This is a genomic window from Leifsonia shinshuensis (genome assembly GCF_014217625.1).
Taxonomy (GTDB): domain Bacteria; phylum Actinomycetota; class Actinomycetes; order Actinomycetales; family Microbacteriaceae; genus Leifsonia; species Leifsonia shinshuensis_A.
In genome coordinates this window covers 2,741,091-2,762,434 of sequence record NZ_CP043641.1, presented here as the reverse complement: position 1 = coordinate 2,762,434, position 21,344 = coordinate 2,741,091, and the positions used below count along the sequence as shown (strand labels likewise).

Below are 21,344 nucleotides of genomic sequence, written 5' to 3'. Positions count from 1 at the left end.
ACGTTCACGCGGGATGCTCGACGTGCGCTTTCAGCGCCTTCATCGTGCGCCGGCTCTCCCGGGCGGCCATCATCACGAACATCGGCTCGACGGCCCGGTACATGCCGTGCGTGGTCAGCTGGCCGATGCGCGTGACGCGGGTGCGGCCTCCCGAGTCCTCGACTCCGTACACGATGAGCGCGTCGATGCGCCCGGACGGCTTCGCCTGGTGGAAGCGCAGCTCGTGGTCGGGGATGTCGTCGATCAGCTCGCCGCGCATCCTCCCGACCATCGTGGAGTCGACGTAGGTGTCCGCGTCGCGAGCGGTGGCGGTGGTGGCCGCCGTGGGGACGCGTGTCCCGCGGTAGACCATCGAATGGCCGAGCCAGGCGGGGTAGGCGTCGACCGCCCGCAGCGTGGCGTAGACGTCGTGCGCCGGCGCGTCGATCTCGATGGTGTCGGTGAAGCTCCTCATGGCGTTCGTCCTACACCGTGGGCCGTCGGTTGGCACCAGCGGCTTCGGGTGCGCGCCCGTTACATTCCGGGGATGTTCCGGGGACGTTCCGCTTCCTTCATGGAAGTTCACCGGAACGGTGTGGAAGGGTTGAATACTATGCGACCCGCCCCGCTCCGCCTCCTCCCCTTCGTGTGGGGTGCGCTCGGCACGGCCGTCATGTTCGTCGCGGTCTACCTGTTCTTCGTGCAGAGCTACATCGGTCAGGTGATCGACGAGCGCTCCTTCGCAGGGGCGGAGAGGTGGAAGGGCAACCTGATCGACTTCGCCCACGCCTTCCTCAACGCGCTGCCGGCCGCGGCGGTCGTGATCGGGGCGATCATCGCGATCATCATCGTGCTGGTGCGCCGCAACTGGATGGTGTTCGCCGTCGCGGTCGGCGCCGCCATCGCCGCGAACGTGAGCACGCAGGTGCTGAAGTACTCGGTCCTCTCCCGCCCGGAGAAGGGTGTGGACGCGGGGCTGGCGAACTCGCTGCCGTCCGGCCACACCTCGGTCGCGGCCTCGGCGGCGCTCGTGGTGTTCCTGGTCGCGTCGCCGCGGCTGCGGCCGCTCGCCGCCGTGATCGGGTCGGCGTTCACGATCGCGGCAGGAGCATCGACGCTGGTGGAGCAGTGGCATCGCCCGAGCGACGTCATCGCCGCGACGCTCGTGGTGGCGTTCTGGGGCTGCATCGCCGGGATCGTCCTCGCTGCGCTGCGTCTCCGACCGGCGGACCCGCCGGTCCGCACCAAGCTCTGGGCGCTGGTCTGGATCGCGGGGGCCTGCGGGATCGTGGCGGCGGTGGCGCTCGTCGTCACCTACAACTCCACGCAGAACGGCACCGAGCACCTCTTCATCGCCTACGCGGGAGGCGTCTCCGCGATCGCGACGACGGCCTTCGTCCTCGCCGTCATCGGCAACCGGCTCTACCGAGCCCTGGCCTGACGGCCGCGGGGCGGCCGTCCAGAACTCCGGAACCCTCCACCGCGCCGCCACTCGTCGATCCGTAACTCCGGAGATCCCCACCTTCCACTCCGGAACCTCCGGAGTCCCGGGCCTTCGGTGCCCATCCCGGCCGGGGTGTCCGGAATTCCGGAACTCACTCCCGCGGGACGCCGTGGCGGACCGTAGGTACGGAGATCGCCTGGCGATCGGGCCGGGTCTCCGGAGTTGGCGACGCCCCTACGAGCTCTGCCGGACCACCAGCTCGGTCGGTAGCAGCGTGACCCGCTCGACCGGTTCGCCCGCGAGGCGGCGGACCAGCACGCGCGCCATGGCCTCCCCGAGCCCGATGGAGGGCTGGTGCACCGTCGTCAGCGGCGGCGTCGCGGTCAGCCCGAAATTGTCGTCGTCGAAGCCGACCACCGCGATGTCGCCCGGGATGCTGAGGCCTGCCTCGTGGATGGCCGAGTACGCCCCGGCCGCCATCTGGTCGTTCGCGGCGAACAGGCCGTCGATCGGGCGGCCGGTCGCGAGCAGCCGGCGCATGGCCTCCATGCCGGAGTAGGGCGAGAAGTCGCCGTACTCGACCAGCGTGTGGTCGAGCCCCTCCGCCTCCAGCGCCCGACGCCAGCCGGTGTAGCGGTCGAGGCCGGCGGGCATGTCCTGCGGGCCGGTGATGAGCGCGATGTTCCGGCGTCCGCGTGCGATCAGGTGCTCCGCGGCGCCCGCCGAGCCGGCGACATTGTCCACGTCCACGAAGTACGACTCGTGCTGCGCCTCGCTCACCGGCCGGCCGCCGAACACGATCGGAAGCGTCGAGCCGAGCTGCGCATAGGAGTGGTCGCCGGAGTGGTGGGAGACCACGAGCGCGCCGTCCACGTTGCCGCCCATCAGGTAGCGGCGGGTCTTGTCGGGGTTCGTCTCCGACGAGATGACCATGTTGAGCGTGTACTCGGTGTCCGCGAGGCTGAGCGCGACGCCCTGCACGATGGACGCGAAGAACGGGTCGGCGAACACCTTCGCCGTCGACTCCGGAACCACCAGCGCGATCACCTGCGTGCGGCGGGAGGCCAGCGAGCGTGCGGCGCGGTTCGGCACGTAGTTGAGGTCGGCGATGGCGCGCGTCACGGCCTCTGCGACCTCCGGCGTCACCTTGGTGGACCCGTTCACGACGCGGGACACGGTCGCCCGGGAGACGCCCGCGCGCGCGGCCACGGCCTCCAGGGTCGGCACGTTGCGGCCGTCCACCTGTTCCGTCGTCATGGGGTCCTCTCCTCGGGCCGGTCGGGCCGGTCGGGCCGCTGGGGCCGGTCGGGCGTCGGCGCGTCGCTCGACGCCCGACCTATGTTAGGCGCGTGCGGCCGCCGGTCCAGTGGGCACGCCCACGGCGGACGCGTCACGCGCGGCCTCCGCGATGACGCGCGCGTACGCCCGCCCCGAGTCCTTCACCGTGCGCTCCAGCGTCTCGTAGTCGACGTGCACGATCCCGAACCGCTTCGCGTATCCCCACGCCCACTCGAAGTTGTCGAGCAGCGACCAGACGAAGTAGCCGCGGACGTCCGCGCCCTCCGCGATCGCCTCCCGGACCGCGGCCAGGTGGTCGAGGATGTAGGCCTCCCGCTCCAGGTCGCGGATGCGGCCGTCGTCGTCCAGGACATCGTCGTACGCCGCCCCGTTCTCGGTGATGTAGAGCGGAGGCAGCTCCGGGTACTCGGCCGTCAGCCGCAGCAGGAGGTCCCGGAGGCCATTCGGGTTGACCTCCCAGCCCATCGCGGTCGTCGGCAGCTGCCGGGACGGGAAGGTGACGAACTCGCTGCCGACGAACGGCGACGACTTGGGGCGGTCGGTGGGCACCGGCGCGGCCACGGCGTCCGCGGGAAGCGGCCGACCGCTGACGTTGTCGTCGTGGTAGTGGTTCACGCCGAGGAAGTCGATCGGCTGGCGGATGACGCCGAGGTCGCCGTCGTGCACCAGCTCCTCGAAGCGGTGCTCGCGGAGGTCCTCCAGCACGTCGGCCGGATACGTCCCGTCGAGCAGCGGGTCGAGGTACATCCGGTTCCACAGCCCGTCGATGCGGCGTGCGGCGTCGAGGTCGCGCGCGTCCTCCGGGTCGTCCGGGATCGCGTTCGTCAGGTTGAGGGTGATGCCGACGCGAAGATCCTCGGCGCGGCCCTCGTGCGCGCCGGCGAGGTCGCGGATCGCGGAGGCCGCGAGCCCGTGCGCGAGGTGCTGGTGGTGGAGGGCGGCCAGCGCCGCGCGCGGCTCCCTCCGGCCGGGGGCGTGCTCGCCCGCGGCGTACGCGATCAGCGACGAGCACAGCGGCTCGTTGAACGTCGTCCAGTGCGTCACCCGGTCGCCGAGCGCGTCGTACACGGCGACCGCGTAGTCGCGGAACCGGTACGCCGTCTCGCGGGTCGCCCAGCCGCCGCGCTCCTCCAGGGCCTGCGGGAGGTCCCAGTGGTAGAGCGTCAGCCAGGGCAGGATGTCCGCCTCCAGCAGTTCGTCGACCAGCCGGCTGTAGAAGTCCAGCCCGGCCCGGTTGACGAAGCGGTCGCCGGGCTTCACCCGCGCCCACGACGTGGAGAACCGGTACGACTGGAGGCCGAGCTCACGCATCAGGGCGACGTCCTGCGGCACGCGGTGGTAGTGGTCGATCGCGCGCTCGGGGGTGTCGCCCCCGGCGATCGCGCCGGGCACGCGGGCGAACGCGTCCCAGATCGAGTCCTCCTTGCCGTCCTCGTGGGCTGCGCCCTCGATCTGGGCGGCGGCGGTCGCGGACCCCCAGAGGAACCCGGCGGGCCAGGAGAGTTCGGTCATGCGTATTAACCTTTCACCGCGCCGGCCATGATGCCGGAGACCAGCTGCTTGCCGGCGAGCACGAAGAGGATGAGCAGGGGGATGGTCGCGAGCACCGCGCCGGCGAGCACGATCGAGTAGTCGACGTACTTGGCCGACTGGAGCTGGCTCAGTGCGACCTGCAGGGTCGGGTTCTGCGAGGCGACGAGCAGCGGCCAGAGGTAGTCGGTCCACGCGGTCATGAAGGTGAACAGGCCGAGGATCGCCATGGCCGGCCGCGCCGCGGGGACACCGACGTGCCAGAAGGTGCGGATCATGTTCGCGCCGTCGACGCGCGCGGCCTCGATCAGCTCCTCGGGGATGACATCCACCAGGTACTGCCGCATGAAGAACACGCCGAACGCCGTCACCAGGGTCGGCACGATCACCGCGCCGAGCGTCCCGGTCCAGCCGAACTGCTTCATCACCATGAACAGCGGGATGATGCCCAGCTGCGTTGGCACCGCGAGCGTCCCGATGACGAACACCAGCAGCCCTTCGCGGCCGCGGAACCGCAGCTTCGCGAACGCGTACCCGGCGAGCGTCGAGAATGCGACGACCGAGACGGTGATGACCGTGGAGACGATGATCGAGTTGCCGAGCGCCTGCCAGAACGGCACGGTGTCGAGCACGGCGCCGACGTTCTTCCAGAATTGGCCGCCCGGCAGCAGCGGAGGCCACGTCGAGGTCAGCACGGTGCTGTCGCTGGAGCCGGCGACGAACGACCACCACAGCGGGTAGGCGCCGCCGACGAAGATCGCGATCAGGATGCCGTAGGTGAGGAAGCCCGGCCGGCGGTCGATGCCGAGCGCGCGGCGGCGCGGGGCACGCTTCGGTGCGGCGGAGGTGCGGGTCGCGGTGGTCATACGTTCTTCTCCTCGCTCGCCGCGGTCAGCGCGAGGGCGCCCTCGGCGCTCGCCGCTGCGTCGGCGTCGGAATCGGAGTCTGTCTCGGCGGTGACGGCGCCGTTCGCCGACGCGGCGGCCCGGCTCCGCGCCAGCCGCTTGGCCGTCCGCGACCGGTGCACGCGTGCCTCGGTGGAGGCGATCCGGCCCGAGATCAGGAAGTTCAGCACGCCGAACAGCACGATGATGAGGAACAGCATCCACGCGATGGCGGACGCCCTCCCGAAGTTCTGGCGGTTGAACGCCATGTCCCACAGGTAGAGCACGGTCGTCTGGTACTGCCGCTGCGGGCCGCCAGGAACGGCGCTCGACGGGTTGAACAGCTTCGGCTCCGTGAAGATCTGGAGGCCGCCGATCGTGGCCGTGATGATCACGAAGATCATGGTCGGCCGGATGCTCGGCAGCGTGATCGAGAAGAACCGGCGGAACGAGCCGGCGCCGTCCAGCGCTGCGGACTCGTGGATGTCGCGCGGCACCGCCTGCATCGCGGCCAGCAGGATCAGCGCGTTGTACCCGGTCCAGCGCCAGTTGACCATCGTCGCGATGGCGATGTGCGAGGGGAACGTCTCGGTTTTCCACATGACGGGGTGGAGGCCGACCGCCTGGAGGATGTTGTTGATCAGCCCGTACTTCTCGTCGAACGCGCTCGAGAAGATCAGCGTGACGGCGACGGGGGTGACGACGTAGGGGAGGAGCACGCTCATCCGCCAGAAGGTCTTGGCCCGGATGTTCTGGTCGAGCATTGCGGCGATGAACACCGCGGCGATCAGCTGCGGGATGGCGGAGAGCAGGAAGATGCTGACGGTGTTGAAGAGCGAGTTCCAGAAGAACGGGTCCTTCAGCTCGGTGAGGTAGTTGGCGAAGCCGACCCACTGGCCGGGGCCGGTGAGCAGGTTCCAGTTGTTGAGCGAGACGACGAACGTGTAGATCAGCGGGAACAGGCCGACGAGGGCGAAGAGCACGAAGAACGGCGCGACGTAGAAATACGGCGACGCCTTGACGTCGAAGCGGCTGAGCTTCTGCTTGAAGGTGAGTGCCCGGCGGTCGTCGCGGTCGCTCCGGGCCGCCGCGGGGGCGGCCTCCGGGGTGCGGGTGACGGTGGTCATGCGGTTCTCCGTGGGGGAGGGGAGCGGATGGTACGGGTGGAGGGTTCGGGCCCCGCCGCCTGCGGCAGCGGGGCCCGGCTGGTGAGGTGTACTACTTGTTGACGACGAGCTGGTTCAGCAGCGTCATCGCGTTGGCCCAGGCCTGGTCGCCGTTCGCCTTGCCCGAGTCGAGCTGCTGGACGGAGGGGCCGAAGACCTGGGACTGGATGACCGAGTCGTCCGGTCCCTTGTACTGGGCGACGACGCCCTTCGCTCGCTCCGCCAGGATCTGGCCGACGGGGGCGTTGTTGAAGAACTTCGTCAGGTCGCTCGCGCCGGTCACTCCGGGGTCGGACTGCGCCGCGGTGACCGAGGGGAACGTGCCGGCCGCCTGGAAGGTGGCGACCTGCGACTTGGCGGAGGTCAGCCAGGCAGCGAGCGCAGCGGCCTCCTTCGGGTGCTTGGACTGCTTCGGAACCGTCAGGAACGAGCCGCCCCAGTTGGCCGCGCCGCCCGGGAAGACGTTCGCGAAGTCCCAGCCGGTGGAGGCGTCGCCGCCGCCGGCCTTGACCTGGCCCTGCACGACGCCGAGCATCCAGCCCGGGCAGACGAACGTGGCGAAGGAGCCGTCGGTGAAGGCCTTGCCCTTGCCCCAGTCCCACTGGGTCTGGTTGGAGGAGAGACCCGCCGCGGCGCCGCCGGCCAGCTTGCTCCAGAGCGCCTTGAGGTCGCTGTTGTTCTGGATGTTGAGCTTGCCGTCCTTGGTGTAGTAGCCCTCGGGCTGCTGGTTCACCATGGCGTTCCAGATGAAGCCGGACTGGTCGTAGAACGCCTTGCCGGTGGCCGCCTTGTACTGCTCGCCGACCTTGAAGAAGTCGTCCCAGGTCGCGGAGGAGCCGCCGAACAGCTTGGCGACGGAGTCCCGGTCGCTGGGCAGGCCCGCCGCGGCGAAGAGCTTGCCGTTGTAGCAGAGGCCCTCCGGTCCGATGTCGGTGCCGTAGCCGATGATGCGGCCGTTCTTGTCGGTCGCCTGCTTCAGCTTCCAGTCGACCCAGCGGCTCTTGATGTCGTTGGCGCCGTAGTCCTTGAGGTCGTTGAACTGGTCGGAGACCTGCATGACCTTGGAGAGCCAGCCCTCCTCGACCGCCTGGACGTCGGGGAGCCCGCTGCCGGCGGCCTCCTTGGTCTGCCAGTCGGTCAGGGCGTTGTCACCGGTGTCGATGTTGGTCGCCTTGATCTTGATCCCCGGGTGCTCCTTCTCGTACTGCGAGTAGAGCTTGTCGAAGCCCATCGTGCCGAACGTCGTGACGGTCAGCGTGATGGGGTTCGAGCTGGTCCCCGCGTCATTGCCGCTCGCTGAGCAGCCTGTCGCGAGGAGGGCGAACGAGGCCGTGGCGGCGACTGCCGCAGCGACCTTGGTGCGTCGTGAAAGCTTCACGGATCACTCCCTTGTGCGTGTGTGTGCGTGGTCTGGTGAGACCCGATGAGAGCGCTCTCTGTGAAGGCCGTGAGAGCGCTCTCACGGGTTGGATGAGAATGTAAAACGGTCGGGATGTGCTTGTCAAGCAGGTTTGTGATCGCGCTCTCATCGTTGAAAACACGGGATTTGTTGGGTGCAAGGCGAAATGCGCGGGATTCCGCGGACTCGGGCGGGACGGCGTGATCGAAATGTGATCTTGGATTCGTGTCTTTTAGATAGACTGACCTACCTAGATAGCAAGGGGGCCTCGATGGCGGAGTCCGCGCGCAACACCGGCGCGCGCACCGGCGCCGCCCGCCGCCGCATCCTCGAAGCGGCCGCCCGGAGGTTCTACTCGGACGGCATCGCCGCCACCGGCATCGACGCCATCACCGCCGACGCCGCCGTCGCGAAGATGAGCCTCTACAACAACTTCGCGTCGAAGTCCGCGCTCGTCTCCGCGGTGCTGGAGGCCCGGCACGCCGAATGGCTCGCCCTCTACGCGCGCCGCGCGCGCCGCGCGCCGGACCCGTTCACCCGCGTCCTCGCCGTCTTCGACGCGTACCTCGACCAGGCCGCCCTCGCGCCGGAGCCCGGCTACCGCGGCAGCGGCCTCCTCAACGCCGCCGCCGAGCTGCCGCTGGGCGACCCCGGCCGTGAGGGGGTGCGCCGCCACCTGGCGGAGGTCGACGGCATCCTGGCGGCGGGCCTGCGCGAGCTCACCGACCGGCCGCGCGCGGAGCGGACGGCGCAACACCTGTCGTACGTGCTGCAGGGCGCGCTGGTCCGCGCCGGCCTCGAGTCCGACCGCCGCCGCCTCCGCGACGCCCGCGCCCTCGCGATGGACGTCCTCAGCGCCCTCTAGCCCGCACGACATTCGGCCCGAATGTCGCCTCTGGCGCCGCGATTGCCCACATTCGCCACGAATGCGGCAGACGCACATTCGGCACGAATGTCGCGTCTCGCGCGCCCATTCGCGACATTCGTCACGAATGTCGCGGCCTGGCGCTGGGCGGGCGCGCGGGTCCAGACTGGACGCGGCCTGTGGCGGGGAGGGGAGGTGCTGGGTGCCGGTCATCATCCTGGTGGGGCTCGCCGCCGTTGCACTGTGGTCGCTCGTCGCGCACCGGTTCGAGCGGTTCGGGATCGCCGGGCCGGCCGCGCTCGCGGTGCTCGGCTCGCTCGTCGTGCTGGTGGACGTGAAGGGCTTCACCGAGGCCATCGACAGCGACGTGGCCCAGCACGTCGTCGAGCTCATCCTGGCCGTGCTCCTCTTCGTGGACGCCTGCGAGGTGCGCGGCGGCATCTTCGGCGGCCAGGGCCGCAGCCTCGCGCGGCTCGTGCTCATCGCCCTCCCGCTGTCCCTCGCGCTCGTCGTGGTCACCGGCGCCTGGCTGCTGCCCGCCCTCAACGTCTTCGTGCTCATCGTCATCGCGTGCATCGTCATGCCGACCGACTTCGCCCCGGCCACCGCGCTGCTGCGATCCACGCGCATCCCGGCGCGCGTACGGCAGATCCTCAACGTGGAGAGCGGCTACAACGACGGCCTCATCTCGCCGCTGTTCGCCATGTCGGTCGCGATCGCGGTCGCCCTCCCGACCATCCTGAAGGTCGCCGACACCGGCGCGAAGATCTCGGGCGCCACCGAGAAGGAGGTCGAGAAGAACCTCTCGGACGCCGTCTACGCGTTCTTCGGCGCGATCCCCGCGACCGTCGTCGCCATCGTCGTCGGCATCGTGATCGGCGGCGCGCTCGGCCTGCTGACCCGCTGGGCCTCCGACCGCGGCTGGGCGAACGCGTCCGGCATCCGCTTCGTCATGCTCATCGCGCCGCTGCTGACCTACGGCATCGCGACGATCCACGATGTGGCGGCGAACGGGTTCGTCGCGGCCTTCGTGGCCGGCGTGGTCTTCCGCGTCACCCGCACGCGCCGTCGTCAGCTGCGCGCTGTGCCGGAGGACGAGCTCCTGCTCGTGGAGGAGGCCAGCAAAGTCGCGTCCGACTTCGTCTGGTTCATCCTGGGCGGGATGACGACGGCGGTGATCGTGGAGGGCATCGACTGGCGGGTGCTCGTGATCGCGGTGCTCGCGCTCACCCTGTTCCGCGCCGTGCCCGTCTACGCCTCGATGCTCGGCTCGCCGGTGACCTGGCGGGAGCGCACCTACATCGGCCTGATCGGCCCGCGCGGGACGGCCTCCATCGTGTTCGGCCTGCTCGCCTACAACCACCTCCCGGACAGCGACAGCGGCGACGTGCTGAGCGTGACCGTGCTGACCGTGGTGGGGAGCATCGTGCTGCACGGCGTCGTCACGCCGCTCGTGCTCCGCCGCGTGCCGTCCCTGCCGGCGGGCGCGGACAGCGGAACGGCCGCCGCCCGGATGGGCGACGGCCGTTCCGTCGGTGAGGTGGACTGAGCGGCGTCAGTCGGTCGCGGTCCGCGGCCGCTGGGCGGCGACGGAGGCGGTGTCGATCACCGGCTCGATGAGCGCGCCGGTCTCGCCGGCCACGCGGCTGGCGATCAGGCCGAGGTCGGTCTCCTCGAGCTCCTCGCGGGCCGCGGCGTCCGACTCGGCGGAGACCATCGCTCCGACCGGCACGGGCTGACGCTCGCCGGCCTCTGCGCCCTCGCGGGCGGCCGTGGCCTCCGCGCTGGCGTCCGCGGCCTCCTGCAGCGCCGACTTCGCCCGCAGCGGCGGGGTCTTGAAGAACAGCGACAGGACGAACGCGATCAGGACCACGAACATGGCGACCCAGTAGACCTGGACGGCCGAGTCGTTGAACGCGACCAGGAACGGCTTCGACAGCCGCGGGTCGGCCGTGTTCAGGAACGACGTGTCGTTGATGTCCGAGCTGCTGTTCGCGCCGTTGCCCTTCTTGAGCTGCGTCTGCATGACGGGCACCAGGGTGTCCACGTAGGCGGAGCGGGCCGAGGCGTCGGAGAAGTCCAGCGTCACCGTGCCGTCGCTCGCCACCTTCGCGTAGGGCGCCTGCGCTTCGATCTTCGTCGCGGCGGCCTGGATGGCCTGCTGCTGCGCGGCCGCCTCCGCCTGGGCCTGAGCCTGGGCGGGGATGTGGCCGGCGGCGACCTGGGCGTCCACGGCCTGGGTGGCGGCGGACTTGGCGCCATCGACGGCCTTCTGCAGCGCCTGCTGCGTGGCCGCGGTCGCCTTGCTCGTGATCGGCGTGTAGATCTTCTCCATGATCTGCTTGTTCTCGGAGGCCGAGGCGACCGAGGGGGTCAGCGCGGCGTCGAGAGCGCTCGTCAGGGTCGGCTTGTCGGTGAGCGCAGTCTGGATGTTGGTCGGGAAGACCGTGAACAGCAGCGACAGGAGCACGGCGGTGCCGAGCGTTCCACCGATCTGGCGGAAGAACGTGGAGGCGCTGGTCGCCACGCCCATGTCGCGGAGGCCGACCGAGTTCTGGCTGGCGATGGTCAGCGTCTGCATGAGCTGGCCGAGGCCGAGGCCGATCAGCAGCATCGCGCCGGCGATGAACCAGTACGAGTCGCCGAACTTGAGGAACGTCAGGTAGAAGAACCCGCCAGCGAGCATCGCGGTTCCGATGATCGGGAACTGGCGATAGTGGCCGGTGCGCGCGATGATCTGGCCGGAGGCGATGGAGGAGACCATCAGACCGAGGATCATCGGCAGCAGCTGCAGACCCGACTCGGTCGGGGTCGCGCCGAGCACGATCTGCAGGTAGAGCGGGAGGGTCAGCATCGCGCCGAACATGCCGAAGCCGACGAGCACGCCGATGACGGTCGCCATCGAGAAGGTGCTCGAGCGGAACAGCTTGAGCGGAATGAGCGCGTCGTCCTTCATCGCCATCTCGATGAGGATGAAGGCGATGATGCCGACGGCGCCGATCACGTAGCAGGAGATCGACGCGGCGCTGCCCCAGCCCCAGTCGCGGCCCTGCTCGGCCACGAGCAGCAGCGGGACGAGGGCCACGATGACGCCGGCCGCGCCCCACCAGTCGATGCGGGCGGCGCCGCGGTCGTGCTTGGGGAGGTGCAGGAAGCGCATGACCATGAACAGCGCGGCGATGCCGATCGGCACGTTGATCAGGAACACCCAGCGCCATCCGGCGATCCAGAGGATCTCGTTCGCGCCGGCGAACAGGCCGCCGATCAGCGGGCCGATGAGGCTGGAGATGCCGAAGACGGCGAGGAAGTAGCCCTGGTATTTGGCGCGCTCGCGCGGGGCGAGCATGTCGCCCATGATCGCGAGCGGCATCGACATCAAACCGCCGGCGCCGAGGCCCTGGACGGCGCGGAACGCCGCCAGCTCGAGCATGGAGGTCGAGAACGAGGCCAGGATCGAGCCCACGATGAAGATGCCGATGGCGATGATGAACAGCGGCCGGCGTCCGAAGATGTCGGAGAGCTTGCCGTAGATCGGCGTCGAGATGGTCGAGAGGATGAGGTATCCCGTGGTGACCCACGCCTGCTGGCTGAGGCCGTGCAGGTCGTCGCCGATCGTGCGGATCGCGGTTCCGACGACCGTCTGGTCGAGGGCCGACAGGAACATGCCGGCCATCAGGCCGAAGATCACGAAAAGGATCTGGCGATGCGACATGATCGGTTTGGGTGCGGACACTGCCGCGCTGGTCTGACTGGACATCTGTCTCCGTGTCGAGAGTCGTGTGAGGGGACGCCCGTCACTGGAGGAGCGTCACACCGGTGTGGGGCAAAGAATTTTGCGGAGAGTGCAAAGTTACACCCAGTGCGAGTCTTTCGGCAACGCGAGACTACGCCTCCGGTGTGCTCGTTCGCCATGGGCGAACTACTGGGCGAATTCCGCATCGTGACGCGGTCGCCTGCGGGTTCGCGCAGCTTTCACAGCCGCGTTGTGTACCCCATCCAGGTGCCACATAGGTGGCGGGCGTACCGTGGAGGAGGTGATTCCCGTCACCCTCCGAATCATCCCCGAAGGTCGTATGAGTTCTCTCAGTCGTTCCCGCCGTTTGCTCGCCGTCGCCGCCACGGCGGCCGCCGCCGCCCTCCTCTTCACGGGGTGCGCGGGCGAGCCGTCACCCGTGACGAAGGCGATCGCGAAGGCGGCGCCGGTCGCGCAGGCGAAGAACGCGACCGTCTCCGACATCCAGCCGGCGTCCGGAAGCCTCTCGGGCGGGACGACGACCATCACCGGCACGAACCTCGACAAGGTCGCCTCTGTGCAGATCGGCGGCCAGGCGGCTCCGGTCGCCCAGCCGGGCAAGGACAAGATCGTCGTCACCGTCCCGCAGGCGGCGAACTGGGCCGCAGCCGCCGTGCCGATCGTCGTCACCGCCGCCGACGGCAAAGTCGTCCCCACGGACGGAAAGACGTACACCTACCAGGCGCAGACCCCGGTGGACCAGCAGCTCTCGTACGCGCTGGCGCACTGGAACAACTACAACACCGCCCAGTACGGCGACCTCAACCCGGTCGGCGGCGACTGCGCCAACTTCGTCAGCCAGACCCTGATCGCACGCGGCTGGCAGATGAACTCCGACTGGTACAACCACGACGCGGCCGCGGACTGGAGCCCGGCGTGGGGCTACGTGCCGGCGATGGACGACTACTTCCGCGAGAACGCGGCGCAGCTCGGGCTCACCGAGTACTCGTTCGACCAGCGCGACAAGATCAAGGTCGGCGACATCGTGATGTTCGACTGGAACAACAACAACTCGCTCGACCACGTGCAGATCGTCTCGGCCGTGAACAACGTGAACGGCAAGATCACCATCGAGATGGCGGGCCACAACACCGACACCGACTACCGCGACCTCGACCACACGATCACGGTCGAGCACCCCGGTGCGACCGGCCACTTCTGGAGTCTCTCAAAGTAGGAGGCCCCCGTTCGGGTCAGGCCGGGAGTGCGCTGACAGGTGCGAGGTCGTCTGGCGCTTATGCTCATGGCGTGAATCCGACCGGACCCCGCCGCGTCGCGGTCGTGGCGGCCGCGGTCGTCGTGCTCCTCGCCCTCGCGGCGTGCTCCGCCGCCGACCAGCCGCACCGCAAGCCGAACCCCTCCAAACCCGTCGCATCGCACGCGTCGAGGCCGGTCCCGACGGCGACGCCGACCGCGACCGTCGCCGGCTTCGACAAGCACGCCCAGTCGATCGACGACCCGGCGAGCACGTGGGTGGTCGTGAACAAGCCGCGCCCGCTGAACCCGGTCACCTTCACGCCGGCCTCCCTGGTCTACCCGGAGGTCACCTACGTCAACCACCAGCCGATGCGGCCGGAGGTGGGCGAGGCGCTGGTCGCGATGTTCCACGCGGGCAAGACGGAGGCCGGCCTCGACTTCTCGGTGCAGAGCGCCTACCGGTCCTTCGAGTCGCAGGTCAACGTCTACAACGACGACGCCGCGCGCAACGGAGCGGCGTACGCCGACACCGACACCGCGCGGCCCGGCCACAGCGAGCACCAGACCGGGCTCGCCGTCGACATCAGCGCCGTCCCGGCCAAGTGCTCACTCGACGCCTGCTTCGCGCACACGCCGCAGGGGGAGTGGCTGGCGGCCAACGCCTGGCGCTTCGGCTTCCTGCTGCGCTACCCCGCGGACAAGGTCTCGGTCACCGGCTTCGCCTTCGAGCCATGGCACTTCCGCTACATCGGCGTCCCCTTGGCCACTCAGCTGAAGGCCACCGGCACCACCACCCTCGAGGAGTTCTTCGGGGTTCCGGGCGGGACGGAGTACCACTAGCCCTCGAACGGCTTCGAGCAGGTCACCTGCGCCGCCGTCTGCCCGTGCACGTTCGACGGCAGCTCGACGTCGCCCGCGTCCGCGCCGTCGGCCGCTTCCTCCGCCGGCTCTGGGGTGTCTCCGGCCGCCTCCGAGCCCAGTCCCGTGTCGCCGGTCAGGGCGACCGCGCGGTCCTCGCGGAGGGCGGACATCAGCAGGTCCGCCTCGTCGGTGGTCGGAGCGACGCCGTCGCCCTCCAGGTGGTTCGGGTACTGCACGAAGACCAGCTTGGCGGGGTCGACGTCCTTCAGGGCCATGCCCAGCGACGCGATCGTGGTCACGTTCTTGAGGCTCTCGGAGAGCTGGATGTTCTCCGCCGCCGCCTTCGCCAACGCGTAGACCTTGACCGGGTTGGCCAGGGTGTCCGCGCTCTTGATCGTGCGGATGAGCGAGGACAGGAAGACCTGCTGGTTGCTGATCCGGGCGAGGTCCGATCCGTCGCCCACGCCGTGTCGCGTCCGGAGGAACGCGAGCGCCTGGGTGCCCTGGAGCGTGTTGTCGCCGGCCTTCACGTCCAGTCCGCTGTACGGGTCGAAGATGTCTCCGGCGACGCACACCGGCACGCCGCCGACCGCGTTGGACATCTCGATCACGCCGTCGAACTCGATCACGCCCGCATAGTCGATCTGGAGGCCGGTCAGCTTCTGGACCGTCAGCACCGAGCAGGCGAGGCCGCCGTAGCTCAGTGTGGTGTTGAGTTTCTGGCGGCTCATCGTGCTGAAGGCGCCCCCGTCGGGGTCCGGGCAGGAGGGGATCGGCACGTACATGTCCCTCGGCAGGCTGACGACGGTGGCGTTCTTGTGATCCGCCGACACGTGCAGCAGCATCGTCACATCGTTGAGGGCCGCGTCGCGGATGTCGTAGGCGGGGTTCCCGCCCCCGCTGTCGCTGCCCGCGAGGAGGACGTTGAACGCACCGTCCACCGCGCCGACCCGGGGAGCGCGCGCCTTGCCGTTCTCGTCGACGAGCTGGACGCCCTCCTTCGCGCTCACGGTCGCGAAGACGTCGAGCGCGGCGAAGCCGACGAGGGCGGCGGCGCTGACCGCGACGACGGCGACGCCGCGGAGCGCGAGCGACCGGAGCGAGGACAGCACGGTCCGGGGCTTCAGGCGACCGTGACGGGCGACGGGGCCGCCGAGCGACTTCTCCCGGGCTCTGGCCTGCGCGCGGGTCTGCGTGTCGTGCGTGGGGTCGGACTGCATCGGATCAGGCTAGCCGCCCATCCTGGATGTATCACGTAAGCACTGCGATGACTGAATTTCACTTCGATATTACTGTCCGCAACGGAGGGGCATCACCCTGGACTGAGGTAGACACCTCGGTACAGTTGTCACCATGGTCGTCGACGCGCAGGCGGTGCAGCAGACAGAGAGCGCGCGGCAACGCGCGTTGGCCGGCCTCCGGGTCGTCGACACCGGGCCGGAGGCGAGGTTCGACCGGATCACCCGGCTCGCGCAGCAGCTCTTCGCCGTCCCGATGGTGAGTATCACGCTGCTCGACGGCGACCGGCAATGGCGCAAGTCGCACATCGGGCTGACCACCGAGGCGCCGCGGGAGAAGGCGTTCTGCGACGTCACCGCCCGCCAGGACTCCAGCCTCATCGTCTCCGACGCGACCGGCGACGAGCGCTTCGCGGACAACCCGTTCGTGGTCGGCGACCCGCACCTCCGGTTCTACGCGGGGGAACCGTTGCACGCGCCGGGAGGGGAGGCCGTCGGCACCCTCTGCGTGCTCGACACCGAACCGCACACGCTCACTCCCGAGCAGGAGCGCGTGCTGCGCGACCTCGCGGACTGGGTGCAGGACGAGCTCAACCGCGACGACGAGCTCGACCGCGCCGCGATCGCCCAGAAGGGCCTCCTGCCGCGCCGCAAGCCCCGCGCGCCCGGTTTCGAGGTCGCGGCGGCGTGCGAGCCGTCGCGTGGCGTCTCGGGCGACTTCTACGACTGGTACGACGTCGGGGACGACTTCTGCGTCACGGTGGGCGACGTCATGGGCAAGGGCCTGGCCGCCGCGATCGTCGGCGCGTCCGTCCGCACCGCGTTGCGCAGCGCCATGGAGCTCGCCGACCTGGAGGACTCCGTGGACGCCGCCTCCCGGCTGGTGGAGGAGGACCTCGACCAGCTCGCCACCTTCGTCACCCTCTTCCATGCCAAGGTGCACACCGACGGCGCCGTGGACTACGTGGACGCCGGCCACGGCCTCGCCCTCATCGTGCGCGACCGCGGTCCGCTGGAGCGGCTGCAGAGCAGCGCCCTCCCGCTGGGCCTGCCTGCGACCGAGCCGCGCACGCCCTCCCGGGTCGTGCTCGGCCCCGGCGACGCCCTGGTCTGCGTGAGCGACGGGGTGCTGGACGCGCTCGGCGGCGACCGGGCCTTCCCGCTGCTGGAGGCCATCGTCCGCGGCAACGCGACACCGGGGGGCGCGGTCTCCCGCATCCTCACCTCCGCACGCGCCGGTGTGCCGATCGACGACGTCACCGCCGTGATCGTCCGCCGGAGCGCCTCGTGAACCGCGGGCTGCTCCGCCTCATCTGCGTCCTCGCGGTCCTCGCCGGCCTCGACTACGTCGCCTGGCGGTGGCTGGCCTCCGTGAACTGGTCGGCGTGGTGGATCGCGGTGCCGCTCGTGATCGCGGAGACCTACAGCCTGATCGACACGTTCTTCTTCGCGCTCACGATGTGGCGCGTCAAGGTGCGGACGGGCCCGGACGCGCCGCCCGCGGGGACGGTCGATGTCTTCATCACCACCTACGACGAACCGGTGGACCTGGTGCTGACGACCGCGCGCGCGGCCAAGGCCATCCGCTACCCGCACAGCACCTGGATCCTCGATGACGGCGATCGCGCGGAGATGCGCGCCGCGGCCGACCGCGAGGGACTCGGCTACGTCACCCGGTCCGAGGACTGGGTGGACAAGCCGCGGCACGCGAAGGCGGGCAACCTCAACAACGCGCTGTTCCAGACCGACGGCGAGTTCCTGCTCATCCTTGACGCCGATCAGATCGCCGAGCCGCAGATCCTGGACAGCACCCTCGGCTACTTCGCCGACCCGAAGGTCGCGCTCGTGCAGACGCCGCAGTTCTTCACGAACGTGGACGACGCCGATCCGCTCGGCAACCAGGCTCCGCTGTTCTACGGCCCCATCCAGCAGGGCAAGGACGGCTGGAACGCGGCCTTCTTCTGCGGCTCGAACGCGGTGCTGCGCCGCGACGCGCTGATGGAGCTGGGCATCGTCGGCTACGTGCGGGATGTGGAGCAGACCGTGCGGCTCTCGCTGCGCTCGGCCGACCGGATGCTCGCGAAGGCGCAGCGCTCCGCCCGCTCCGACCCCGACTCCGCGCGACTCATTTCGGAGGTCCGCGGCCACGTGGAGGACGCGAACGCCCGTCTGCGCGCCGGGGAGAGCGTCGGCGAGGTGACCTACCGGCTGCAGAAGCAGGTGGACGACGTCTCGCGCTCGGCGGTCCGCAGCGACGTCGCGGCCATGGAGGAGGACCTCCGCGCGATCGCCGCCCTCCCGGTGCAGGCCGACTCCGAGCTCGGCGCGTTCGTCGTCGACGAGGTCGCGCTCGACCGGCTCGCCGAGCGGGACTGGTCGCCGCTCGGCGCGATCGACTCCGTTCAGCGCATCGCCGACACGCTCGCCGTCGACCGGCCGGGCCAGGCGCAGCCGGTGATGCCGATGGCGACCATCTCGGTCACCGAGGACATGGCGACGGCGATGCAGCTGCACGCCGGCGGCTGGCGCAGCGTCTACCACCACGAGATCCTCGCCTGGGGGCTGGCGCCGGAGGACCTGGGGACGATGCTCGGCCAGCGGCTGCGCTGGGCGCAGGGCACCCTCCAGGTGATGCTGAAGGACAACCCGCTCGTCAAGCGCGGGCTCACCGCCGGCCAGCGGCTGATGTACTTCGCGACGATGTGGAGCTACCTGTCCGGGTTCGCCTCGGTCGTGTACCTGGCGGCGCCCGTGATCTATCTGCTGACGGGCATCATGCCGGTGACCGCGTGGAGCGTCGACTTCTTCGCCCGATTCCTCCCGTACTTCATCCTGAGCCAGCTGATGTTCCTCGTCGCGGCCCGCGGGCTGAAGACCTGGCGCGGCCAGCAGTACGCGCTCGCGCTGTTCCCGCTATGGATCCGCGCGTGCTGGACGGCGGCCGCGAACGTGTGGTTCGGCCGCAAGCTCGGCTTCGTCGTCACGCCCAAGGAGCGCAGCGGCCGCGCGCCCATCCCGTGGCGGCAGATCTGGCCGCAGCTCACCGCGATGGCCGTGCTCGTGATCGCGGCCGTCGTCGGAGTCCTGCGTGTCACCGCCGGAACCGCGGACGGGTTGGGCACGCTGGTCAACACGGTCTGGGTGATCTACGACCTGGTCGTGCTCAGCGTCATCCCGCGCGCGGCCCTGTACCGCGGACCGGCCGCTCACGCGGCCAGGAAGGAGCCCCGCCTCCGATGAACATCACCACGACGATCCGGCCGGACGGCGTCGCCGTGCTCGCCGCGAACGGCCGGATCAACCTGGTCACCGCCCCGACCGTGCGCCGCGAGGTGCAGCGCGTCGTGGACGAGGGCCACGCCCGCCTTGCGTTCGACCTGAGCGAGGTCGAGTTCATCGACTCCTCCGGGCTCGGCGCCCTCGTCAGCGGGCTGAAGACGGCGCGCACCGTGGGCGGCGACCTGCGTCTCGCCGCTGCGACCGAGCAGGTCGCGAGCGTGCTCCGCCTGACGAACCTGGACCGCATTCTGCGCGTGTACCCGGCCAGTGACGACGCATACCGCGACGACGCCTACCGTGACTGACGCGTTCCGCGAGGCCTTCCTCGCCCCCGCGGACGCCGAGGCCATCGAGCGCGTCCACATCCTTTTCGAGGAGCTCGCCGTGCGCCGTCCCGACCTGCCGGCCGAGCGGCGCGGCGCGTTCGAGCTGGCCGTGGTGGAGGTCGTGACCAACGTCATCCAGCACGGCAGGGAGGGCACCCGCACCCGCGTGGAGCTGGAGGTCGGCCACACGCCGGACGGTATCCGCGCGATCGTCACCGACGACGCCGAGCCCGCCGACATCGACCTGGCGTCGGCGGCCATGCCCGACTCGGAAGACCTCGGCGAGTCCGGCCGCGGCCTCGCCCTCATCGCCCTCCTCGTGGACGAGTTCAGGCACGAACCGCTCCCGCACGGCAACCGCTGGACGCTCGCCTCCACCACCTGACGCCGAGGGGCACGTAAACGCCCCTAAGACCGCGTCTTAGGGGCGTTTACGTGCCCTTCGACAGAGGGTCAGGCGCCGAGCGCGTCGTCCACGATGCGCTTGGCCTCCTCCTGCACCTCGCGCAGGTTCTCCTCGCCGGCGAAGCTCTCGGCGTAGATCTTGTAGACGTTCTCGGTGCCGCTCGGGCGCGCGGCGAACCAGGCCTTCGCCGTCTCCACCTTCACGCCGCCGAGGGGCGCGTCGTTGCCGGGCGCGCGACTGAGCTTCGCGGTGATCGGCTCACCGGCGAGCTCGGTCGCCGCGATCGCGTCGCCGTCGAGCTTGCCCAGCGCGGCCTTCTGCTCCGGGCTCGCCGGCGCGTCCACCCGCTGGTAGACGGGATCGCCGAACCGCTCGGTCAGCTCCCGGTAGAGCTGGGAGGGCGACTTGCCGGTGACCGCACGGATCTCGCTCGCGAGCAGGGCGAGCAGGATGCCGTCCTTGTCCGTCGTCCACGCCGAGCCGTCGAAGCGCAGGAAGCTCGCGCCCGCGCTCTCCTCGCCGCCGAAGCCCACCGAGCCGTCGATGAGGCCGGGCACGAACCACTTGAAGCCGACCGGGACCTCCCACAGCCGCCGGCCGAGCGACTCCGCCACCCGGTCGATGATCGAGGACGACACGAGCGTCTTGCCGACCGCGGCGTCCTCCCGCCAGCCGGTGCGCGTGGTGAAGAGGTAGTCGATCGCCACCGCCAGGTAGTGGTTCGGGTTCATCAGGCCGCCGTCGGGCGTCACGATGCCGTGCCGGTCGGCGTCGGCGTCGTTGCCGGTCAGGATGTCGAAGTCGCCGCTGCGCGCCACGACCGACGCCATGGCGGACGGGCTCGACGGGTCCATCCGGATCTTGCCGTCCCAGTCGAGCGTCATGAAGCCCCAGGCCGGGTCGACCTCCGGGTTCACGACGGTCAGGTCGAGCCCGTAGGTGTCGGCGATCGCCTGCCAGTAGTTGACGCTCGCGCCGCCGAGCGGGTCGGCGCCGATGCGGATGCCGCTCTCCTTGATCGCGGTCAGGTCGATGATGTTCGCGAGGTCGGCCACGTAGTTGCCGCGGAAGTCGTAGGTCTCGACACCGCTCGGCTCGGACATCCGCACGTCGCGCATCCCGTCGGCGATGATCTCGTTCGCCCGCTTCGCGATCCAGCTGGTCGCGTCGGTGTCGGCCGGCCCGCCGTGCGGCGGGTTGTACTTGAACCCGCCGTCGCGCGGTGGATTGTGGCTCGGGGTGACCACGATGCCGTCCGCCTGGTCGGGGTGACCGGCCTTGTTGTAGGCGATGATCGCGTGTGAGACGGCGGGTGTCGGCACCCAGTCGTCGAACTCGTCCACGAGCACGCGCACCTCGTTGCCGACGAGAACTGCGAGCGCCGTGGTGGTGGCGAACTCGCTCAGCAGATGGGTGTCGGCGCCGATGAACAGCGGGCCGGTGATCCCCTGCGCGTTGCGGTACTCCACGATCGCCTGCGTGGTCGCCGCGATGTGGTCCTCGTTGAACGCGGTGTCGAGCGCCGAACCGCGATGGCCGGACGTGCCGAACACCACGCGCTGCTCCGGGATGCTCACATCGGGCTTCAGCTCGTAGTACGCACGACGCAGGGCGTCGACGTCGATGAGGTCGGAGGGCTGCGCGGGGGTGCCTGCTCGTTCGTCCATGCGACTACTCT

General features: G+C 69.8%; 18 protein-coding genes. 9 read left to right on the top strand and 9 right to left on the bottom strand.

Annotated features, from left to right (window positions below; translation table 11 throughout):
* Nucleotides 1-4 precede the first annotated feature (4 nt).
* On the bottom strand, nucleotides 5-454 hold the full coding sequence (locus F1C12_RS13340; RefSeq protein WP_185275433.1) for an SRPBCC family protein: 450 nt from the start codon (nucleotides 452-454) through the stop codon (nucleotides 5-7).
* A gap of 138 nt (nucleotides 455-592) precedes the next feature.
* Here F1C12_RS13340 and F1C12_RS13335 point away from each other — a divergent pair, with 138 nt between their 5' ends.
* The gene (locus F1C12_RS13335; RefSeq protein WP_185275432.1) at nucleotides 593-1,420 is read left to right on the top strand and encodes a phosphatase PAP2 family protein; all 828 of its coding nucleotides are present in this window, start codon (nucleotides 593-595) and stop codon (nucleotides 1,418-1,420) included.
* 237 nt (nucleotides 1,421-1,657) lie between these two features.
* On the opposite strand, the gene F1C12_RS13330 is transcribed toward F1C12_RS13335, so the two are convergent.
* From F1C12_RS13330 to F1C12_RS13310, 5 genes are all read right to left on the bottom strand, one after another.
* On the bottom strand, nucleotides 1,658-2,680 hold the full coding sequence (locus F1C12_RS13330; RefSeq protein ID WP_185275431.1) for a LacI family DNA-binding transcriptional regulator: 1,023 nt from the start codon (nucleotides 2,678-2,680) through the stop codon (nucleotides 1,658-1,660).
* Between the two features lie 84 nt (nucleotides 2,681-2,764).
* Nucleotides 2,765-4,234: a GH1 family beta-glucosidase gene (locus F1C12_RS13325; RefSeq protein ID WP_185275430.1), complete on the bottom strand. Its 1,470-nt coding sequence runs from the start codon at nucleotides 4,232-4,234 to the stop codon at nucleotides 2,765-2,767.
* 5 nt (nucleotides 4,235-4,239) lie between these two features.
* Nucleotides 4,240-5,118: a carbohydrate ABC transporter permease gene (locus tag F1C12_RS13320; protein WP_185275429.1), complete on the bottom strand. Its 879-nt coding sequence runs from the start codon at nucleotides 5,116-5,118 to the stop codon at nucleotides 4,240-4,242.
* Nucleotides 5,115-6,263, bottom strand: a complete 1,149-nt coding sequence (locus F1C12_RS13315; protein ID WP_185275428.1) for a carbohydrate ABC transporter permease — start codon at nucleotides 6,261-6,263, stop codon at nucleotides 5,115-5,117. The genes F1C12_RS13320 and F1C12_RS13315 overlap by 4 nt, the downstream gene beginning before the upstream one ends.
* Before the next feature lie 91 nt (nucleotides 6,264-6,354).
* The gene (locus tag F1C12_RS13310; RefSeq protein ID WP_185275427.1) at nucleotides 6,355-7,680 is read right to left on the bottom strand and encodes an ABC transporter substrate-binding protein; all 1,326 of its coding nucleotides are present in this window, start codon (nucleotides 7,678-7,680) and stop codon (nucleotides 6,355-6,357) included.
* Between the two features lie 292 nt (nucleotides 7,681-7,972).
* On the opposite strand from F1C12_RS13310, the gene F1C12_RS13305 reads away from it, so the two are divergent.
* Both F1C12_RS13305 and F1C12_RS13300 read left to right on the top strand, forming a co-directional pair.
* A complete protein-coding gene (locus F1C12_RS13305) occupies nucleotides 7,973-8,566 on the top strand; it encodes a TetR/AcrR family transcriptional regulator (RefSeq protein WP_185275426.1) in 594 nt (197 codons plus the stop codon).
* Between the two features lie 202 nt (nucleotides 8,567-8,768).
* Entirely contained in the window at nucleotides 8,769-10,115 is a 1,347-nt protein-coding gene (locus F1C12_RS13300) for a cation:proton antiporter domain-containing protein (RefSeq protein WP_185275425.1), read from the top strand.
* A 6-nt stretch (nucleotides 10,116-10,121) separates the two neighbouring features.
* On the opposite strand, the gene F1C12_RS13295 is transcribed toward F1C12_RS13300, so the two are convergent.
* On the bottom strand, nucleotides 10,122-12,278 hold the full coding sequence (locus F1C12_RS13295) for an MDR family MFS transporter (RefSeq protein WP_258045890.1): 2,157 nt from the start codon (nucleotides 12,276-12,278) through the stop codon (nucleotides 10,122-10,124).
* A gap of 361 nt (nucleotides 12,279-12,639) precedes the next feature.
* Between F1C12_RS13295 and F1C12_RS13290 the strand changes: the two genes are divergently transcribed.
* Both F1C12_RS13290 and F1C12_RS13285 read left to right on the top strand, forming a co-directional pair.
* On the top strand, nucleotides 12,640-13,536 hold the full coding sequence (locus F1C12_RS13290) for an amidase domain-containing protein (RefSeq protein WP_185275423.1): 897 nt from the start codon (nucleotides 12,640-12,642) through the stop codon (nucleotides 13,534-13,536).
* A gap of 71 nt (nucleotides 13,537-13,607) precedes the next feature.
* Nucleotides 13,608-14,396: a M15 family metallopeptidase gene (locus tag F1C12_RS13285; RefSeq protein ID WP_185275422.1), complete on the top strand. Its 789-nt coding sequence runs from the start codon at nucleotides 13,608-13,610 to the stop codon at nucleotides 14,394-14,396.
* On the opposite strand, the gene F1C12_RS13280 is transcribed toward F1C12_RS13285, so the two are convergent.
* The gene (locus tag F1C12_RS13280; RefSeq protein ID WP_185275421.1) at nucleotides 14,393-15,637 is read right to left on the bottom strand and encodes an LCP family protein; all 1,245 of its coding nucleotides are present in this window, start codon (nucleotides 15,635-15,637) and stop codon (nucleotides 14,393-14,395) included. The two genes, F1C12_RS13285 and F1C12_RS13280, sit on opposite strands and share 4 nt — an antisense overlap.
* 133 nt (nucleotides 15,638-15,770) lie before the next feature.
* On the opposite strand from F1C12_RS13280, the gene F1C12_RS22840 reads away from it, so the two are divergent.
* From F1C12_RS22840 to F1C12_RS13260, 4 genes are read left to right on the top strand one after another with little or no spacing between them, the layout of a single operon-like run.
* Entirely contained in the window at nucleotides 15,771-16,946 is a 1,176-nt protein-coding gene (locus tag F1C12_RS22840) for a PP2C family protein-serine/threonine phosphatase (RefSeq protein ID WP_185275420.1), read from the top strand.
* Entirely contained in the window at nucleotides 16,943-18,895 is a 1,953-nt protein-coding gene (locus F1C12_RS13270) for a glycosyltransferase family 2 protein (RefSeq protein ID WP_185275419.1), read from the top strand. The genes F1C12_RS22840 and F1C12_RS13270 overlap by 4 nt, the downstream gene beginning before the upstream one ends.
* Nucleotides 18,892-19,239, top strand: coding sequence for an STAS domain-containing protein (locus tag F1C12_RS13265; protein ID WP_185275418.1), 348 nt, complete (start codon nucleotides 18,892-18,894; stop codon nucleotides 19,237-19,239). Before F1C12_RS13270 ends, F1C12_RS13265 begins: the two co-directional genes overlap by 4 nt.
* A complete protein-coding gene (locus F1C12_RS13260) occupies nucleotides 19,232-19,645 on the top strand; it encodes an ATP-binding protein (protein WP_185275417.1) in 414 nt (137 codons plus the stop codon). Before F1C12_RS13265 ends, F1C12_RS13260 begins: the two co-directional genes overlap by 8 nt.
* A gap of 68 nt (nucleotides 19,646-19,713) precedes the next feature.
* Here F1C12_RS13260 and pgm read toward each other — a convergent pair whose 3' ends face one another.
* Nucleotides 19,714-21,333 carry a phosphoglucomutase (alpha-D-glucose-1,6-bisphosphate-dependent) gene (pgm, locus tag F1C12_RS13255; protein WP_185275416.1) on the bottom strand — a complete coding sequence of 540 codons (1,620 nt, stop codon included), beginning with the start codon at nucleotides 21,331-21,333 and terminating at the stop codon, nucleotides 19,714-19,716.
* Nucleotides 21,334-21,344: the final 11 nt, after the last annotated feature.

Excerpts from the sequence above, each read along its gene's own strand:
- F1C12_RS13340 (WP_185275433.1), bottom strand. The coding sequence starts at position 454 with ATGAGGAGCTTCACCGACACCATCGAGATCGACGCGCCGGCGCACGAC.
- F1C12_RS13335 (WP_185275432.1), top strand. The coding sequence starts at position 593 with ATGCGACCCGCCCCGCTCCGCCTCCTCCCCTTCGTGTGGGGTGCGCTC.
- F1C12_RS13330 (WP_185275431.1), bottom strand. The coding sequence starts at position 2,680 with ATGACGACGGAACAGGTGGACGGCCGCAACGTGCCGACCCTGGAGGCC.
- F1C12_RS13325 (WP_185275430.1), bottom strand. The coding sequence starts at position 4,234 with ATGACCGAACTCTCCTGGCCCGCCGGGTTCCTCTGGGGGTCCGCGACC.
- F1C12_RS13320 (WP_185275429.1), bottom strand. The coding sequence starts at position 5,118 with ATGACCACCGCGACCCGCACCTCCGCCGCACCGAAGCGTGCCCCGCGC.
- F1C12_RS13315 (WP_185275428.1), bottom strand. The coding sequence starts at position 6,263 with ATGACCACCGTCACCCGCACCCCGGAGGCCGCCCCCGCGGCGGCCCGG.
- F1C12_RS13305 (WP_185275426.1), top strand. The coding sequence starts at position 7,973 with ATGGCGGAGTCCGCGCGCAACACCGGCGCGCGCACCGGCGCCGCCCGC.
- F1C12_RS13295 (WP_258045890.1), bottom strand. The coding sequence starts at position 12,278 with ATGTCGCATCGCCAGATCCTTTTCGTGATCTTCGGCCTGATGGCCGGC.
- F1C12_RS13290 (WP_185275423.1), top strand. The coding sequence starts at position 12,640 with ATGAGTTCTCTCAGTCGTTCCCGCCGTTTGCTCGCCGTCGCCGCCACG.
- F1C12_RS13280 (WP_185275421.1), bottom strand. The coding sequence starts at position 15,637 with ATGCAGTCCGACCCCACGCACGACACGCAGACCCGCGCGCAGGCCAGA.
- F1C12_RS22840 (WP_185275420.1), top strand. The coding sequence starts at position 15,771 with ATGGTCGTCGACGCGCAGGCGGTGCAGCAGACAGAGAGCGCGCGGCAA.
- F1C12_RS13265 (WP_185275418.1), top strand. The coding sequence starts at position 18,892 with ATGAACATCACCACGACGATCCGGCCGGACGGCGTCGCCGTGCTCGCC.
- pgm (WP_185275416.1), bottom strand. The coding sequence starts at position 21,333 with ATGGACGAACGAGCAGGCACCCCCGCGCAGCCCTCCGACCTCATCGAC.